A 15,286-nucleotide genomic window follows, 5' to 3' on the forward strand; every position below is an offset into this window, starting at 1 on the left:
CGGTTCTTCAACTTGCTTTGTGGCGCCGGATATAGTCCTCGAGGGCCTCGCGAGCAATAGCTGAAACCGGGCGGCCCTCCTCCGCAGCAAGCGCGTCTGCGTCAGAGCGCAACTGCGCCGTGAGTCTGAAGGCGACGCTGGGTGACGATCCCGCACCACTAAGAGACGGGCGGCCAGCACCCTTGCGCTGCTCGGTGTACTCGGCAGTGTTCTGTTCGGTCATCGGCCGGCCGTCGGGCCAGGTGTGCTGACCCTTGTCGAGGTCAGCTTCTTCTTCGACGAGTTGACTGTCGTCGGTCACACGGTACTTACTGGTGTCAGTCATTTCGGTTCCCCTTGGTGAAATCTGTCGGCATTACGTGGATGATCAGCACGAGATCTTCGTCGGGGCGTGGGGACCCGACTATTTCAAGTTCGCGACCGCGTTCGTCTGCTCCGACCCAACGAAGTGTGCCGTCTTCTTGCTCGGTTGGTTCTCCCGCATCTTTCAATGCTTCCCACGCGGCGCCGCGGCCTATTCGGTGCTTGCGTGCGGAACGGGTGAACTGGTATTTCATTCTTCGATTTTAGTTTGACAAAACTAATATCGTCAAACAAAATACAAGGATCGGCCGTGAGACAATCGCCAGATGTACGGAGGCGGATATTCCCAGACACTGAGCCTGACGACACATGTCACGTCGACCATCCGGACACCGCACCATGACGCGCGAGTCAACCTGGTGAACGAACGAAGTGAGTGTCGGGATCTCCTCAAGTAGGGGGTCACGACTTTCGTAAGGAGAGACGATGTTAGGCAATGTTCAGGGCTATCACGTGTTGATTCTGCTCGCGATTGTGGTTGTTGTCGTTGTGGTCATCGTTGTTGTCGTCATCTCGGTTAGGCGCAAAGGGGCAGGGCGGAGGAGTATCGAGCTGGAGGGTGGCCCAGCTGCTCGAATGGCACAGCTCGTTCACCTCCACGACCAGCACCTGGTAAGCGATGACGAGTTTGAGGTCAAACGGCGCGAGATACTTCGCGAGATTTAGGGGGTAAACCTCTCGATCTGATTGGAAGGGCAGGGAGGGCCTCGGGGTGGTTCGCCAGCTGACGATGAGGACGGGATCGACCAGTTGGCCGTCAGTGGCAGAATTCGGCGAAACGGATTCGTCGGCATCCGGATCTAACTAACTATGCGCGGGGCGCATCTCGGCAGACGGCAGCCGACGAACGACACGGCCTTCGCGTCTTCGCCTTCGGCGAGCGTGATCTAGACGCCGAGAGGTATATCCGCGAAGATACGTCTCACAAGTCACGATACGAAAGGTCGACGTGGGCAAGATGAACCACCCGAGCGCCGACCCGACACCCGACACCACGCTCAAAACTACCGTCTGCATCGCCGGCGGCGGCCCGGCGGGCATCATGCTCGGCCTGCTGCTTTCTCGAGCGGGTATCGACGTGGTGGTACTCGAGAAGCACGCGGACTTCTTTCGCGACTTCAGGGGCGACACCGTGCATCCGTCGACCCTGAATCTGATCGATCAGCTCGGGATCAGAGAAGCGTTCGATCGTATCGAACAGACCCTGCTCCCCCGCCTCGATGCGGTGGTCAACGGCGTGCGCATCCATGCCATCGACTTCGCCACCCTGCCCGAGCCCAACCGTGCGATCGCGCTCATGCCACAGTGGGATCTGCTCAAATTACTCGCCGACGAAGCAGCGCGGTCGCCGCATTTCGACCTGCGCATGAATGCTGAAGTCATCGACGTCGTGCGGTCCGACGGGCGCGTCACGGGGGTGCTGGCGCGCACTGCTGACGGTCTGCTGCAGGTCGACGCCGCGCTGACCGTCGCTGCCGACGGCAGAGCTTCGACGGTCAGCAAAGCGCTGAATCTGTCTGCACGCGCGTTCGGTGTGCCCGTGGATGTCACCTGGTTTCGCCTCGACCGCCCCGCCGAAGCGCTGCCCGACACACTTGGGTACCTGAGTTCGTCGGGGCTTGTCATCACTATTCCGCGGCCCGACTATCTGCAATGCGGTTTCCTCATCGCGAAAGGGTCGTTCGCATCGATGCAGAACGGAGGTCTGGAGGCGTTCCGCGAGCGCATCGCACGAGCCGCGCCTCGGCTGAAAGAGGTGGCGCAGGGCCTTCGCGAGTGGGATCAGATCAAGCTGCTCTCGGTGCAGATCGACCGGCTCGACACCTGGTCGGTGCCCGGCGCCCTCTGCATCGGTGATGCAGCTCACGCCATGTCGCCCGTGTTCGGTGTGGGTATCAACTACGCGGTTCAGGATGCCGTTGCCACCGCAAATCTGCTGGTACCCGTGTTTCGTGGCGACCCATCGCCCGCCTCGATCGACGCCGCCGCCCGCGCAGTGCAAAAGCGACGTGAACGGCCCACCGCGATGATGCAGCGGATACAGCGCTCGGTGCACCGGGTGCTGGGCACGGGCGCGGGAGTGCGTCTGCTTCACAACCCGCCGACGCCCGTCGAACGAACGGTGCTGAGGGCGATCATCCCGATCATCCGCCTGATCGCCGCGCGAGTGGTCGGCTACGGGTTTCGGCCCGAGACCATCAGCCCGGAGACGATCAGCCGGCGGTCGTGAGCGACGCTTCAGAATCAGCCCCGCCGAGGCGAACGTTCTTTCGCATCTCTATAATAAGCATCACTCACAATTGACCATGGAGGTACTACAGTGAGCGAACTCAAGCGTCCCAGTGTGCTGGCCGGGTTGATAGCCGAGGGCAGAGCGGACCCCATTACCGCTGAAGAGCGAGCTATTGTCGCCGAGATCAGGGCCTTCTACGAGAAGAAATACGGCCACGGCGGTCGCGAGCCGCGACAGACCCGAAAATCTGCCTGACGCTGGTTTAGTCAGCCGGCTCACCGGCACCTACGCGGCGGCAGGGATGTACTGCGCCAGGTACGCGCGCAACGCCGGGTCGGCGACGTAGACGTAGGTGCCCATGATGCCGCGGGTGAGCAGCACGGCGTAGATGTTGCTGACGAAGCGGAGCAGGTTGTCGTCGGCGTAGGTCTTGCCGAGGCGGGGGTTGTTCTCCTTGCCCTTGGTGTCGAAGTAGGAGTCGCGGTTGACGACGAGGGTGCCGCGGGCGGGGTCGTAGCCGAGGTCGGGGCCGATGATGACTCCGGCGTAGTTGAGGTCGTAGCCCTGCACGGTGTGGATGGAGCCGACTTCTTCGAGGGCGTTGGGTGAGGCGATCCAGTCGGTCTGGGTGCTGTTCCAGCGCAGGCGGATACCGTCGATCTCGATGTCGAAGGCGGCCTTGTCTTTCTTGGTCTTCCACGGCCACGCGTAACCGGCGACGAGGCGCGAAAGGCCGGCCTCGGCATCCCGAGCCCTGATCTGCTGCTGCATCTCGGCGAGGCTGTCGAACAGGCGGAAGTCGTAGCGTTTGAACGTCTGGGGTAGCCTCGGCGCCGCGAGAGGGCGGTCAGTGGATGCTCCGAGAATCTGTCGCACGTAGCCGACGTAGTCCGCGCCGGCGTTCACGCGCAGCTGGGAGACGAGGGGGTAGAGCCGGTCGTGCTGGCGGGCGCCTGTGACGAGGTCGTCGAGAACGTGGGTCGGGAGGTCGGCGGGGCGCACGCTCTGGGCCGCATCCAGAAACAGGATCTGGTGGGTGCTCTTGGCGCGGATCCAGTCGAGCTGGGTCTTCGAGGTGTCGTCGTGGCCGAAGAGCTTCTCGGTGATGGTGCGGAACTTCGTGTTCTGGCTGGCAGACGCTTGGTTGGCGCGCTGGTTGAGACGGTGCGATTCGTCGACGAGCAGGAGGTCGAAGTGCTTGTCGCTCTCCCCCGCCTCGAAGGCGGTCATCACCATGTCGGTGTGGAGTCCGGGCGTCTTGCGAAAGACCTTCTGGATGGATTTGCGCAGCGACTGCTGGGGAACGACGAGGCCGATCCTGAGCCCTTCGAGCAGCTGCGGGTAGCCGCCGGCGAAGAATTCGGCGAACATCGTGTCGCGGTCGAAGTCCTCGGCGGGAGGCGCGGCCTGGATGTCGACCAGCATCTTCATGAGATAGATCGCGACGACCGTCTTGCCGGTGCCCGGCTCGCCCTGAACGACCGTGGTGCTGGTGGCGTGGGTTTCGAGGTCGTCGAAGAGGCCCTCGAGGATCCCCTCGACAGCTATGGCCTGATCGTGGGTGAGCGCCTTGAACGGGGAGAGCTTGAACAGGTCACTATTCTCGATCTCGGGGATGGTGCGGGTGAAGACGCCGTCGTCTTTGAGGCGGTCGAAGACCTGCTCGAACGTCTCCTGGTAGCGGTCGCGGTCGTAGTAGGCCGACTCGGTGATGCCGTCGTTGCGGTTGAGTACGCTGTAGGCGCCGTCGCCGGCGAGCATCCGTATCAGGAAGGACTCGAGGTCGAGGCAGACCGACTTGTTGAAGGTCTCGTCGACGATGACCCTGACGGTTGTGAGGTGCGCCTTGTCTGTTGAGCTGAGGTGCTGGTTGATTCTGGATGCTGCGTTGAGCGATTCGCCGACGTAGACGTTGCTCGGGCGGCGGTTGCTTTTGGCCGCGTTTGCCGCGGTCGGCGCGTTCTGCGTCGCGTCGTCTAGCACGTAGACCACCGGCCAGTTGCTGTTGCGCTCGCTCAACGGCGCCCAGGATGACACTCCGCCTCGCGTGAAGTCGAAGCTGGTGACATCAAAGGGCGTCATACTTTGCGCTACTCCCCCGGCTCTTCTCGACCGGGTACTTCTGGCGGGTGATCGCAAGCTTGTCGCGGACGAGCTGTGTCGGGTCTGCGCCGATGCGTTCGGCGAGCAGCAGGCAGTAGGTCAGCACGTCGGCGAGTTCTTCGCGCACTCGGTCGGGGGGAGCATCCGGGCCCCACTGAAAACACTCGAGCAGCTCGGCGGCTTCGATGGAGATGCTCTTGGCGAGGTTCTCGGGGGTGTGGAACTGGGCCCAGTCGCGTTCGGCAACGACGGCCGCGAGTTCGTCGCGGAGCGGCTGGTCAACCATTTCGTCAATCTAGCAGGGCCGGGACACCGGAGACCGGCCCTCGAGGCGATCGATAGCTCGCAGAAGTCGTCGCTCTCCGTCAGCTTTCGATATCTGCAAGTACGTGGCTGGCCAGCCAGCAATGAGGGGCTCGGGCAGGTCTTCGAGTGTCGCCAGCACCTCAGATCGTTCCCCGACCCATGCTGCAATGTCTGGGTCGAGACAGAACAGAACATGATCGACATGCTGCAGCTGCCGAACCAGACCGGTTGTTTGGCTGAAGACTGGTTTCCAGTGGGCGAGCGCAGGAGTCCACAGGGTCGCTTCGCGCTCGGACTTGGTCAACGCCGACCAGAAGCCGAAGGTCAGATTTGCCACCACCTGACCGCTGATCTGTCGTAGAGCGGCGTCGTAGCGGTTTCGCAGAAGAAGTTCGAGGTGCCCGATATCTTGCATGCACGCCGCCGTCATGCGCGCGTTCCATTCGTACAGACGCAATGCCCGTGACAGATCGGACCGTGCCGCCCGGAGGTAGACAGACAGCCGATTGGTAGAGAGCCACTCGTGCGCTGCAGCCTCAGAAAGTTCGATGATCATTTCTCAAGAATATGGCGCCCGGGAATTACAAACCACTCAGCCCGTGAGAATGTGGTGTTACCGGTGGATCTCAGTCCTCTGGCCTTCGGGCTAGGCACCATTCGGATTAAGAAGAACCCTATGGCTCGCTACGGCGGGCCATAGGTATGTAAGGGTACCGACCGACCATGCACGTCAGGTCGGTCCCTCGTTGCGAACGAACGCTCGAGGGTACGGCGCGGGGTTCAGTCGTCTTCCGTAAGTTCACGTGACTCGCGCTCGAAGAGGCGCGCCAGCAGGAAGGCCGCGGCGACCACGAGGTAGAGCACGAGCGCAGCGAGCGGCGAGAAGATAGCCACGACGACGCTGACCACAGCGACGACCAGGGTGCCGGCCGAGTAGAGCGCGTGCCGGCGCATCCAGCTGACGCCATCGGGGGTGTTCAGAAGTTCGGGATGCCGCGCTAGGTAGAGGTCGAGAGCGACCCACGGCACGCTGATGACGGCCGCCACGACGGCGAAGACGACCATCGCCGCGAACTGGTCGTCGTGGTCGCCTTCCCTGAGCGCGGCGGAGATGAGAGCAGTGGGCCACGGCACGAGGGAGGCGCCGAGCAGCAGGCCGAGGTTCAGCACAAGCACAATCGGTGTGGTCTTGGCGACCCGTGAGAGTTCTTCGTTGTGGTTCAGCCAGATGATGCCGATGGTGAGAAAGGCCGCAAGGTAGGCGACGTAGGTGGGCCAGTTGCCGAGCAGCTGCTCGGGCGATTGCGCTCCGTTCGGAAGAAGGTCGAGCACCAGCAGCGTGAGAACGATGGCCAGCACCGCGTCGCTGAACGCTTCGAGCCGGGCCATTCCGTTGCGTTTCGTCGGTCTCCCCATGGGTCGAATCTAGCGATGATCGGCGGCGGCGAATAGTGGATGCCGCGTGTGAGGTTAGGCCAGATTAAACAGTGCTGCCCCCGACCAGATGAAGATCACGGCGACTTCTTGATCTACACGGGCCATGGGGGCAAAGACCCAAGCTCGTCGCAACAGGTTCGAGACCAGTCAATTGAATCTTCGGGAAACGCTGGGCTCATAACGAGCCAGGTGGAAGGACTGCCGGTTCGCGTAAGCCGGGGATCAAAGCCGAAATTGCCTGCAGCGCGGCTTTGGGCACCCATCCGGCTAATTCAGGAGCCGTAGTGGTATCGGCATCCAGCAATTCGGAGCTCGTCGCCTTCGACGCGGTATACAAGTCGATGTTCATCCGTTATTCGACGTGACCAATAGCCCTGAAAACCGTGCTTCAGAGGCTCAGGCTTCCCGATGCCTTCGTTTCCGTTGCGGGAAATGTCGTGGAGGAGGGTATTGATCCGTTTGACGAGTCTGCGATCTTGAACCTGCCACCACTCGTAGTCCGCCCACGCATCTTCGTCCCAGACGAACTTCACTCGATGAGATTCCGTTCAGTACCCCGGCCACTCTCAAGTCGATCGATTGCGCCGAGAAGGCGACGCGCGTTCGCGGGATTGCGAAGGAGGTACGCGGTCTCTTTGAGAGATTCGTACTCGGCGAGCGAGACGATCACCACAGGCTCGTGCCCTGCGCGGGTGATTACGACCTCTTCACGGTCGTCGACAACGGCAGAGAGCGTTTCGGCGTAGTGCGCTCGTGACTCCGAGTACGACATGGTTCGCATGGCAAACCTCCTTGTACGTGAAATTGTACGCCGTTGAGGGCTTGGTTGTGCTGACGAATTTCGCATGATCAGAGTTTAGCCATAATTGACCAATGCTCGCTTAATCCGAACCGGTCTCGAGACCAACCCGCAGAGTTTGACACGACCAGACAGCGTTCTGCGTGCGACCCGGATTTGGGCATCCATTCGCCTCAATGTTGTGAGGGAGCGCGGAGGATCAGGTCGCCGACCTGGATCGGGACGCTCAGTTTTTCTTGGATCTCGCGGGCAAGAGCTTGCTCAGGTGTTTCGTCGGCCTCGACTTTGCCACCAGGGAATTCCCACAGGCCCGCTGAGGCTTTGCCTGGGGCTCTGCGGCAGCACAAGACTTTCTCTGCGTACGTGATCACCGCCCCTACTACGAACAACCCTCCCCTCTTCCAACGACGGCCAGATAACGGATGCGTTCGTTGCGTTTAATGCGTTTGTTTCGTTTAGACTCAGTGCATGATTCCTATGACAACGAGCGAGTCAGCGAGTGACGCAGAGCTCGCCGAGCGCGCTTTGGCTTCGCTGCGTCACGAGATAGATGGTCTACCCAATGACGTCGCATCGATCAGCTTAACGATCGAGCACGCTCGAAAGGCGGTCGCGCTTCCTCGCCAAGCGGTCGATGCGCTGATGATCGCCCTCGGGAGTATTGCTGCGGGGCACGGCGTGCGGGTCATCTCGATTGACGACGAGCTGACGACTCAAGAAGCGGCGCGCATCCTGAATGTGTCTCGACCATTTCTCATTAAACTGCTCGACGAGGGTAAGATCGCCTATCGCAAGGTGGGTTCGCATCGACGCGTTCGCTCTGATTCGCTGATGCGTTACAAGTCGGCAGACGATGAGAGAGCGAAAGCCGATGCTGACGAGCTCATTCGACTGGGGCAGGAGATGGGCAGCTGATTGATGACCTTCGTTGTCGTTTACGACGCGAACGTGCTGTATCCATCGACGCTTCGAGACGTCCTTATACGCGCGGCGCTCGCTGGCCTCGTTCAAGCGAGATGGACTGACCAGATACTCGACGAGGTCTTTCGCAATCTGAAAGCCAACCTCCCTGACCTTGAATCGGCGAAGCTTGACCGTACCCGCGAGCTCATGACCAGGGTTGTTCGAGATGCCATGGTGACGGGTTATGAGAAATACATACCGTTGGTGCAGCTTGAGTGCGACCGCGATGATCGGCATGTGGTTGCTGCTGCTATTAGAGCTGGCGCCCGACAGATTGTGACGTTCAACCTTCGCGATTTCCCGGCCGAGAGTCTGGTCGCGTGGAAGCTCGAGGCCGTGCGCCCCGATGACTTTCTTTTTCAGATGTGCAGACATGACCGAAACGAAATGACGCGGGTCATAGGTCAGGTGGCGGCTGGGTGGAAGGGCATACGAACGGCTAGGGAAGTTCTCGAGAGTCTCGAGCGGAGCGGGCTGCCTGGGACGGCCTCGGAGATGCGGAGCTTTGTTGTCGCCGATCCGACTCGAATGTGACCCCGCTGTATGCCTCAACTGCCGAGTGGCGCTTTGGCCTAGCCGGGCGATGTCGCGGGTGCAGTTAGGCCAGGGCCTCCACAAGCCTCCGTGACGCTGATACGACTCAAAAGTTGCGATGCTGGATCACGCCAGATCAAACAGGGCTGCCCCCGACCAGTCGGCGGGGGCAGCCCTCACAGCAGAGCGCGCAGGTCAGACGATCGCAGCGCGCAGCTCAGCAGCCGCAGCGCCCACGTCAGGAGCGCTGTAGATCGCGCTACCGGCGACAGCCACTTCGGCGCCCGACTTCTGTACCGAGGCGATGGTCGAGATATTGATGCCGCCCGCTACCGAGAACGCGACGCCCGAGGCCGCACCGTCGTCGAGCAGGGTGCTGAAGGTGAAGCCGTCTTCAGCCTGCTCGTCGAGGCCGGCGTGCATCTCGACGAAGTCCACGCCGAGGGCGACGACCTCTTTGGCGCGCTTGACCTTGTCGGGCACACCGATGAGGTCGGCGACGATGCCCTTGCCGTGCTTCTTGGCAGCCTTGACGGCCCCGATGATGGTGCTGTCACCGGCGAGGCCGAGCACGGTCACGAGGTCGGCGCCGGCCGAGAAGGCGATGTCGGCCTCGAGCTCGCCGGCATCCATGGTCTTGAGGTCGGCGAAGACGATCTTGTCGGGGTGCGCCTTCTTGATGGCGGTGACGGCTGAGAGGCCGGCGGCCTTGATGAGGGGGGTACCGAGCTCGAGAATGTCGACGTGCGGTGCGGCTGCGGCGGCGAGTTCGAGGGCGGCTTCGGTGGTGACGGTGTCCATTGCGAATTGCAGTTTCATGGGGTTCCTTCTGTGGTGGGGTTTCGGATGATCGGAAAGACGTTTACTCGAGGTTCGCGTGTCGCGGCCAGAGGTCGTCTGCGCTGGCACCTGAGCGCATCCAGAGCGCATGGAAGAGTGCGTCGCCGAGAAGCACGACAGCCTGCTCGAAGAGGCCGCCGGCGTACTGCTCGGATGCTTCGCGCGAGCGATCGGTTTTGCCCGCGGCCGCGACGACCACGACGCACTCGGCGAGGTCGGCCAGTGGCGATGACGCAGTGGTGCTGATGGCCGCGACCGTGGCGCCCGCATCGGTGGCGAGCTGGGCTGCGCGCACGATGGTGTGGGTTGTTCCCGATCCGCTGGCCGTGAGCAGCAGGTCGCCTGTGCCGATGGCCGGGGCTGTGACCTCGCCGACGACGTGCACGGTGAGGCCTAAGTGCATGAGGCGCATGGCGGTCATGCTGAGGGCGAGGCCCGAGCGGCCGGCGCCGAGCACGAAGACGCGGGGGGCATCGGCCAGGAGGGCGGCCAGGGCATCCAGAGCCTGCTGATTGCCCTGAACGAGCTGCTCGAGCACGCCGGCGACTTCGCGGCCGACGAGGGCGAGAGACTCGGCTACGGGATGCTCGGCTACGGGATGCTCGGCTGACGACATGACTCCAGCCTGCGCTTCGGCGGGCGGCGTCGCACTCGCCGAGAGGGCAGGAACACCTACCCGAACGGGTAGGGATGCCGCGTGGGGTAGGTTGGCGGCATGCAGAGTTCAGCAGACATTCCTTCGCCGAAGATGCGCGCGCTCGTGGGCGACCACGCGCGGGCGATCTCTGAGCAGGCCGACCGTCATGCGGTGGAGCTCGAGTCGCTGCTCGCGGTTCTGCGGTCGAGTCGGCTCGACGATCGGGCGGCGCGTGCCACGGCGATCGACATTGCGGCGGCCTCGCTGGTCAGCCTTCGAACGGCGTCAGACAACGAGCAGAGCACCATGATCGAGCCGGTGGTGACGGCATTCGCCAGGCTGAAGAACGACCTTCGGCCGCTGGTTCGATTCGGCGACCTCGATGTGCAGTTCATCGAGCCGCCGAGCACCGGGCGCGCGCTGCCGGGCGAGGTTGCGCAAGCGGCCCGGGCCATTGTGCGAAACTCTGTGCTCGCTCTGGCCGACGCGGCCGACACGCGACGGGTGCGCATCCAATGGGACTGCGACGGGCAGAACCTGTTGATCGGCATCCGCGACGACGGGCCCGGCGAGCTGAGCCGGCACGACGATGTGCTGCGGCCCATCGCCGAGAAGGTGTCGGCGCTGGAGGGTGAGCTGGAGGTCACTTCGACGCCGGGGTGGGGGTCGTCGCTGTCGATAACGCTCCCGCTCGACCCACCGCCCGAGCCCGACGCGCTCGAAGATACGGTGCAGTTGAGCGCGCGGGAACGGGATGTTCTGCGGCTCGTCGCGTCGGGCGCCCGCAACCGGGCCATCGCTCAGCAGCTGCAGATCAGCGAGAATACGGTGAAGTTTCATGTGTCGAACCTGCTGCGAAAGGCGGGGGCGTCGACGCGGGCCGAGCTGGCTGCCCTGGCGAAGCAGCGGATCGGGTGAGGGCGGGCGGGCTGGCGGCGAGCCGACCGAGGCCTATGACGCGAACGACACGACGCTGAAGTGTGAAGAGATTGCCGAGCGCTTGACCTCAAGCGCTTGAGGTGTGTTTCGATTCATTCATGACCACACTGACCTTGATGACCATCCAAGACGCGTCGCACCGCAGCCGACTCAGCGAGCCGACGCTTCGCTACTACGAAGAGGTCGGGCTCATCGGCCCGATCGCGCGCGACGAGCGCAGCGGGCACCGGCGCTACCGCGAAGAAGATGTCGACAACCTGCAGGCGCTGGCCTGCCTGCGGGCGATGGGTGTCGGCATCGAAGACATGCGCACCTACCAGGCGAACCGGATGATCGGGCGTGAGACTGCGGCCGAACAGCGGGACCTGCTGACGCGGCACGCCAAGCGCATCGAACGTGAGATCGCCACGCTGCACGTGCACCTCAACTATCTCGAGGCGAAGGCGGGGCTGTGGGATGCCCGCGACCGCGACGATCCGAACGCCGAGGCGGTGGCGAGTGAACGTGTGAATGCGATGCTCGGCGACCTCGAGGCGGTGCTGTCATGAGCCGGGTGCTGGTGACGGGCGGCAACGGATACCTCGCAACGCGGCTCATCGCCGACCTGCTGCTGGGCGGAACCGAGGTGCGAACGACCGTGCGCAGTGCGGCGAGCGAGCCGGGCCTTCGCGCGGCGCTCCGCCGGGCCCAAGCCGACGACAGCGGGCTCGAGATCGTGCACGCGAGCCTGACCGAAGATGAGGGCTGGGCATCCGCTGCCGCCGGGGTCGACGGGGTCTACCACGTGGCATCGCCGATGATTCAGTCGGCGAACGTTGACGAAATCGTCGTGCCTGCCCGCGACGGTGCTCTGCGGGTGCTGGGGGCGGCTCGGGATGCTGGGCTGCCCCGCGTCGTTCTGACGTCGTCGTTCGCGGCCATCGGGTACTCGCCGAAGCCGGTTCGCGACTACGACGAAAACGACTGGACCGACCCGAACACCCCCGGGCTGCCAGCCTACCCCCTGTCGAAGGCCGTCGCCGAGCGGGCGGCGTGGGACTTCGTCGAGCGGGAGGGCGGCGACACCGAACTCGTGGTCGTGAACCCGACGTGGATCGCAGGGCCCACCCTCACGGTCGACGCCCGGTCGTCGCTGCAGTTCTTCACGGCGATGCTGAGCGGGGCCATGACGCAGGTGCCTCGGCAGCGGTTCGGCATCGCGGATGTGCGCGACGTGGCGGCGCTGCATGTTGCGGCGATGAATACGCCGGAGGCTGCGGGAAAGCGGTACCTGGCATTGGCCGACGGACCGACGATGACGTTTCTCGAGGTGGCGCAGGTGCTGCGCGAGCGCCTCGGGGCGTTCGCCGAGCGGGTGCCCACCGAGGAGGTTGCGGGTGATGAGCCCACTCCCCTGGTCATCCACAATGAGCGCGCGAAGCGGGAGCTCGGGTTTCGTCCGCGCCCGGCCGAGCAGACCATCGTCGAGACGGCCGAGAGCCTGCGGGAGCTCGGGCTGGCGTAGCCTCGGAACCCGCGAGACACCGGGCTGGCGTACCCTCGGAGGAGCGCCCCCGCGTTGCGGTGGAAGCCGGTTGCTCGGTGGCCCACTTCGCGGCCACCCGCGGCCTGCATTGCACGCCGACGAGACCCGCCGAACCGCTCGACTGAAGGAACCCGATGACCGAAATACCGACCGTTCTGTTCGTCTGCGTGCACAATGCGGGGCGGTCGCAGATGGCGGCCGGGTATCTGCGGCACCTCGGCGGCGATCGAGTGCGGGTGCTGTCGGGCGGGTCGGAGCCGGGGGCGTCGATCAACGCTGTCGCGGTGGCGGCGATGGCTGAGGAGGGCATTGATATCGCGGGTGAGGTGCCGGGCATCCTCGAGACCGAGGATGTTCGGGTCTCAGACGTCGTCATCACGATGGGCTGCGGGGATGCCTGCCCTATCTTCCCTGGCAAACGCTACGAAGATTGGGAGCTGACCGACCCGGCCGGCAAGCAGCTCGACGAGGTGCGCGCGATTCGTGACGACATTCGGGAGCGCGTCGAGCGGTTGTTCGAGGAGCTCACCCGCACCTCCTGAGCGCCCCCGCGCGATGTGCGCCAGCGACGTGGCCGCGGAGCGTCAGCCGCGCGGGCCGCGCTCGAAGCGGGTGACGCCGGTCGGGGCATCCAGAGCCGCCGCCAGCCGCGCCGCCATGTTCGCCGAGTGCGGCGGCAGGGTGTCGCGCGTGAACCACCCGGCATCGGTGTTCTCGCCGTCGGCCGGGTGCGGCTCGCCCGAGACGTAGCGCAGCACGAACACGAGATCGAGGTAGTCGCTCATGTCGCCGTTGTCGTAGGTGACGCGCGGAATGGTGTGCACCCACGCGAGCCGCTCGCAGACCGCGACGATGCCGGCCTCTTCGAGCACTTCACGCTCGGCGGCGACCGCGGGTTCTTCGCCGGGGTCGATGATGCCGGTGACCGGGGTCCAGGCGCCGTTGTCGCTTCGACGAACCATGAGCAGTTCGTCTCCGCGCACAACGACGGCTGTGACACCGCTCAGCCAGAGGGGGTCATGCCCGATCTTCTCTCGCAGGGCCAGAACAAAATCGGGGGTCGCCATGCCCTCAGGCTATCGAATGCGAGGGGTTAGCCTTGCGCCTCGACCGAGACGTCGTTCCACTTCTCCCACGTCTCGATGCGGCTGGCGTAGTCGGCCTTTGCGATGCCGAGGGGGCCCGAGCCGAAGAAGATGCGCAGCGGCGGCTCGTCTGAGTCGACGATCTTGAGCACGGCAGCGGCCGAGGCGTTCGGGTCGCCGGGCGTCGAGTTGCGGCTCTGGCGTGACTTCTCGACGGCGTCGTGCAGGTCGGCGTAGTCGGCAAGCGGCTCAGAGGTCGCGGCTGACGAACCGCTCCAGTCGGTGGAGAATCCGCCGGGCTCGATCAGCGTCACCTTGATGTTGAACGAGGCGACCTCCTGAGCGAGCGACTGGCTGAAGCCCTCGAGCGCCCACTTCGACGCGTGGTAGATGCCGACGAGCGGAAAAGCCGAGATGCCGCCGATCGACGACACCTGAATGATGTGCCCGCTGCCCTGCCTGCGCAGAAACGGAAGTGCTGCCTGGGTGACCCAGAGCGCGCCGAACAGGTTGGTCTCGAGTTGGGCACGAGCCTCGTCTTCGGTGAGCTCTTCGATGAAACCGAAGTGACCGTAGCCGGCGTTGTTGACGACAACGTCGAGGCGGCCGAACTTCTCGAACGCCTGGGCGACGGCAGCGAAGTCGGCGTCGTGGTCGGTCACGTCGAGCGCGATCGGAAGAATGTTGTCGCCGTACTTCTCGACCAGATCGCTGAGGCTGTCGATGTTGCGAGCCGTGGCAGCGACCTTGTCGCCACGGTCGAGGGCCGCGATGGCCCATTCGCGCCCGAATCCGCGCGATGTTCCGGTGATGAACCAAACCTTCATGAGCGTGTTCCTTTCAGGAATGTTGTGACCGAATGAAGCGGGCCACCTTGGTGTGAACCACGTCGACGGCGGGGTATTCCCGCCTCCAGAGGTTTACCGGTCGGCCCGAAGCCGAATGCAGCCCGATCGCGAGCTGTATGCCGCCCGTACGTCAGCCGTTCTGTCTCCGGATGCTCCCCCGCACAAACGCGGCCTGACCCACATGCTGCGTGGCGTCGTTGATCACGCTCACCAACCGCGCCGCCAGCGTGACCGGAGGGTCGTACGCGTCATCTACCACGCGGTCGAGCTGCTCGTCCTCCAATAACCGCACCCACCCCACGGTCTGCTCGTGCACGGCGTCGAAGTAGGCTCCGATCTGCCCCGCGGTGAACCCCGAGACGGCCCCGACCTCCTCCGCCGACATGCCGTACCCCGTGGCGCGGGGGCTCGACGCGAGGCCGAGGCGCTCATACCAGCCCGACGCCGTGTAGAGCTGCTCGGTGCCGGCGACACCGGCGAGGTGATCATCCTGAACCCGGGTGAGGTGCCAGATCAGCCACGCAATGGTGTTCGCGCCGGGGTCGACGCGGGCGGTGAGTTCGTCGTCGGTGAGGCCGTTCAGCACCCGGTGAACCGACTCGCTGACGCGCGTGAAACCGTCGACGAGGATGTCGGCGGCGCGGGTCATGCGGTCACCCCCGCAGAAGACGCAC

At 64.0% G+C, this 15,286-nt stretch carries 24 protein-coding genes; 10 read left to right on the forward strand and 14 right to left on the reverse strand.

Features of this window, described 5'->3' with window-relative positions:
- Positions 1-7: 7 nt before the first annotated feature.
- Together QN358_RS04975 and QN358_RS04980 are read right to left on the reverse strand one after the other, a co-directional pair.
- Complete coding sequence (locus tag QN358_RS04975; RefSeq protein WP_323511760.1) at positions 8-325, reverse strand: hypothetical protein; 318 nt, start codon at positions 323-325, stop codon at positions 8-10.
- On the reverse strand, positions 318-557 hold the full coding sequence (locus tag QN358_RS04980) for a hypothetical protein (RefSeq protein WP_323511761.1): 240 nt from the start codon (positions 555-557) through the stop codon (positions 318-320). The genes QN358_RS04975 and QN358_RS04980 overlap by 8 nt, the downstream gene beginning before the upstream one ends.
- 232 nt (positions 558-789) lie before the next feature.
- Here QN358_RS04980 and QN358_RS04985 point away from each other — a divergent pair, with 232 nt between their 5' ends.
- The 3 genes from QN358_RS04985 (at position 790) to QN358_RS04995 (ending at position 2,851) form a co-directional block, all read left to right on the forward strand.
- A complete protein-coding gene (locus QN358_RS04985; RefSeq protein ID WP_323511762.1) occupies positions 790-1,029 on the forward strand; it encodes a hypothetical protein in 240 nt (79 codons plus the stop codon).
- A 292-nt stretch (positions 1,030-1,321) separates the two neighbouring features.
- Positions 1,322-2,593: an FAD-dependent oxidoreductase gene (locus QN358_RS04990; RefSeq protein WP_323511763.1), complete on the forward strand. Its 1,272-nt coding sequence runs from the start codon at positions 1,322-1,324 to the stop codon at positions 2,591-2,593.
- Positions 2,594-2,683: 90 nt separating this feature from the next.
- A complete protein-coding gene (locus QN358_RS04995) occupies positions 2,684-2,851 on the forward strand; it encodes a hypothetical protein (protein WP_323511764.1) in 168 nt (55 codons plus the stop codon).
- Between the two features lie 30 nt (positions 2,852-2,881).
- On the opposite strand, the gene QN358_RS05000 is transcribed toward QN358_RS04995, so the two are convergent.
- From QN358_RS05000 to QN358_RS05015, 4 genes are all read right to left on the reverse strand, one after another.
- Positions 2,882-4,678, reverse strand: a complete 1,797-nt coding sequence (locus tag QN358_RS05000; RefSeq protein WP_323511765.1) for a DNA/RNA helicase domain-containing protein — start codon at positions 4,676-4,678, stop codon at positions 2,882-2,884.
- The gene (locus tag QN358_RS05005; RefSeq protein WP_323511766.1) at positions 4,665-4,985 is read right to left on the reverse strand and encodes a nucleotide pyrophosphohydrolase; all 321 of its coding nucleotides are present in this window, start codon (positions 4,983-4,985) and stop codon (positions 4,665-4,667) included. The genes QN358_RS05000 and QN358_RS05005 overlap by 14 nt, the downstream gene beginning before the upstream one ends.
- 9 nt (positions 4,986-4,994) lie before the next feature.
- Positions 4,995-5,561 (reverse strand): hypothetical protein, encoded by a 567-nt coding sequence (locus QN358_RS05010; protein WP_323511767.1) that lies wholly within the window; start codon positions 5,559-5,561, stop codon positions 4,995-4,997.
- Between the two features lie 224 nt (positions 5,562-5,785).
- The gene (locus QN358_RS05015; RefSeq protein WP_323511768.1) at positions 5,786-6,421 is read right to left on the reverse strand and encodes a TMEM175 family protein; all 636 of its coding nucleotides are present in this window, start codon (positions 6,419-6,421) and stop codon (positions 5,786-5,788) included.
- Positions 6,422-6,460: 39 nt separating this feature from the next.
- On the opposite strand from QN358_RS05015, the gene QN358_RS18840 reads away from it, so the two are divergent.
- Entirely contained in the window at positions 6,461-6,727 is a 267-nt protein-coding gene (locus QN358_RS18840) for a YDG/SRA domain-containing protein (protein ID WP_416351955.1), read from the forward strand.
- Here the strand turns inward: QN358_RS18840 and QN358_RS05020 are convergent.
- From QN358_RS05020 to QN358_RS05030, 3 genes are all read right to left on the reverse strand, one after another.
- Positions 6,715-6,975, reverse strand: coding sequence for a Txe/YoeB family addiction module toxin (locus tag QN358_RS05020; protein WP_136643701.1), 261 nt, complete (start codon positions 6,973-6,975; stop codon positions 6,715-6,717). The genes QN358_RS18840 and QN358_RS05020 overlap by 13 nt on opposite strands.
- On the reverse strand, positions 6,972-7,223 hold the full coding sequence (locus QN358_RS05025) for a type II toxin-antitoxin system Phd/YefM family antitoxin (RefSeq protein WP_136643700.1): 252 nt from the start codon (positions 7,221-7,223) through the stop codon (positions 6,972-6,974). Before QN358_RS05025 ends, QN358_RS05020 begins: the two co-directional genes overlap by 4 nt.
- Before the next feature lie 191 nt (positions 7,224-7,414).
- Entirely contained in the window at positions 7,415-7,612 is a 198-nt protein-coding gene (locus QN358_RS05030; protein WP_323511769.1) for an NUDIX domain-containing protein, read from the reverse strand.
- 154 nt (positions 7,613-7,766) lie between these two features.
- On the opposite strand from QN358_RS05030, the gene QN358_RS05035 reads away from it, so the two are divergent.
- Positions 7,767-8,156, forward strand: a complete 390-nt coding sequence (locus QN358_RS05035) for a helix-turn-helix domain-containing protein (RefSeq protein ID WP_323511770.1) — start codon at positions 7,767-7,769, stop codon at positions 8,154-8,156.
- 3 nt (positions 8,157-8,159) lie between these two features.
- Complete coding sequence (locus tag QN358_RS05040) at positions 8,160-8,738, forward strand: PIN domain-containing protein (protein WP_323511771.1); 579 nt, start codon at positions 8,160-8,162, stop codon at positions 8,736-8,738.
- Positions 8,739-8,933: 195 nt separating this feature from the next.
- Here QN358_RS05040 and hxlA read toward each other — a convergent pair whose 3' ends face one another.
- Both hxlA and hxlB read right to left on the reverse strand, forming a co-directional pair.
- Positions 8,934-9,557, reverse strand: coding sequence for a 3-hexulose-6-phosphate synthase (gene hxlA, locus QN358_RS05045; protein ID WP_323511772.1), 624 nt, complete (start codon positions 9,555-9,557; stop codon positions 8,934-8,936).
- A gap of 43 nt (positions 9,558-9,600) precedes the next feature.
- On the reverse strand, positions 9,601-10,194 hold the full coding sequence (hxlB, locus tag QN358_RS05050) for a 6-phospho-3-hexuloisomerase (RefSeq protein ID WP_323511773.1): 594 nt from the start codon (positions 10,192-10,194) through the stop codon (positions 9,601-9,603).
- 99 nt (positions 10,195-10,293) lie between these two features.
- Here hxlB and QN358_RS05055 point away from each other — a divergent pair, with 99 nt between their 5' ends.
- From QN358_RS05055 to QN358_RS05070, 4 genes are all read left to right on the forward strand, one after another.
- Positions 10,294-11,133, forward strand: coding sequence for a helix-turn-helix transcriptional regulator (locus QN358_RS05055; RefSeq protein ID WP_323511774.1), 840 nt, complete (start codon positions 10,294-10,296; stop codon positions 11,131-11,133).
- A 119-nt stretch (positions 11,134-11,252) separates the two neighbouring features.
- Positions 11,253-11,702, forward strand: coding sequence for a MerR family transcriptional regulator (locus tag QN358_RS05060; RefSeq protein ID WP_323511775.1), 450 nt, complete (start codon positions 11,253-11,255; stop codon positions 11,700-11,702).
- Entirely contained in the window at positions 11,699-12,658 is a 960-nt protein-coding gene (locus tag QN358_RS05065) for an NAD-dependent epimerase/dehydratase family protein (RefSeq protein ID WP_323511776.1), read from the forward strand. Before QN358_RS05060 ends, QN358_RS05065 begins: the two co-directional genes overlap by 4 nt.
- 155 nt (positions 12,659-12,813) lie before the next feature.
- Positions 12,814-13,221, forward strand: coding sequence for an arsenate reductase ArsC (locus QN358_RS05070; protein ID WP_323511777.1), 408 nt, complete (start codon positions 12,814-12,816; stop codon positions 13,219-13,221).
- A 42-nt stretch (positions 13,222-13,263) separates the two neighbouring features.
- On the opposite strand, the gene QN358_RS05075 is transcribed toward QN358_RS05070, so the two are convergent.
- The 3 genes from QN358_RS05075 to QN358_RS05085 form a co-directional block, all read right to left on the reverse strand.
- Positions 13,264-13,746, reverse strand: coding sequence for an NUDIX hydrolase (locus QN358_RS05075; RefSeq protein WP_323511778.1), 483 nt, complete (start codon positions 13,744-13,746; stop codon positions 13,264-13,266).
- A gap of 26 nt (positions 13,747-13,772) precedes the next feature.
- The gene (locus tag QN358_RS05080; protein WP_323511779.1) at positions 13,773-14,591 is read right to left on the reverse strand and encodes an SDR family oxidoreductase; all 819 of its coding nucleotides are present in this window, start codon (positions 14,589-14,591) and stop codon (positions 13,773-13,775) included.
- Positions 14,592-14,742: 151 nt separating this feature from the next.
- Positions 14,743-15,261, reverse strand: a complete 519-nt coding sequence (locus tag QN358_RS05085; protein WP_323511780.1) for a mycothiol transferase — start codon at positions 15,259-15,261, stop codon at positions 14,743-14,745.
- Between the last annotated feature and the right edge of the window lie 25 nt (positions 15,262-15,286).

The sequence above is a fragment of the Subtercola sp. RTI3 genome (assembly GCF_035018625.1).
In the GTDB taxonomy this organism is placed as follows: Bacteria; Actinomycetota; Actinomycetes; order Actinomycetales; family Microbacteriaceae; genus Subtercola; species Subtercola vilae.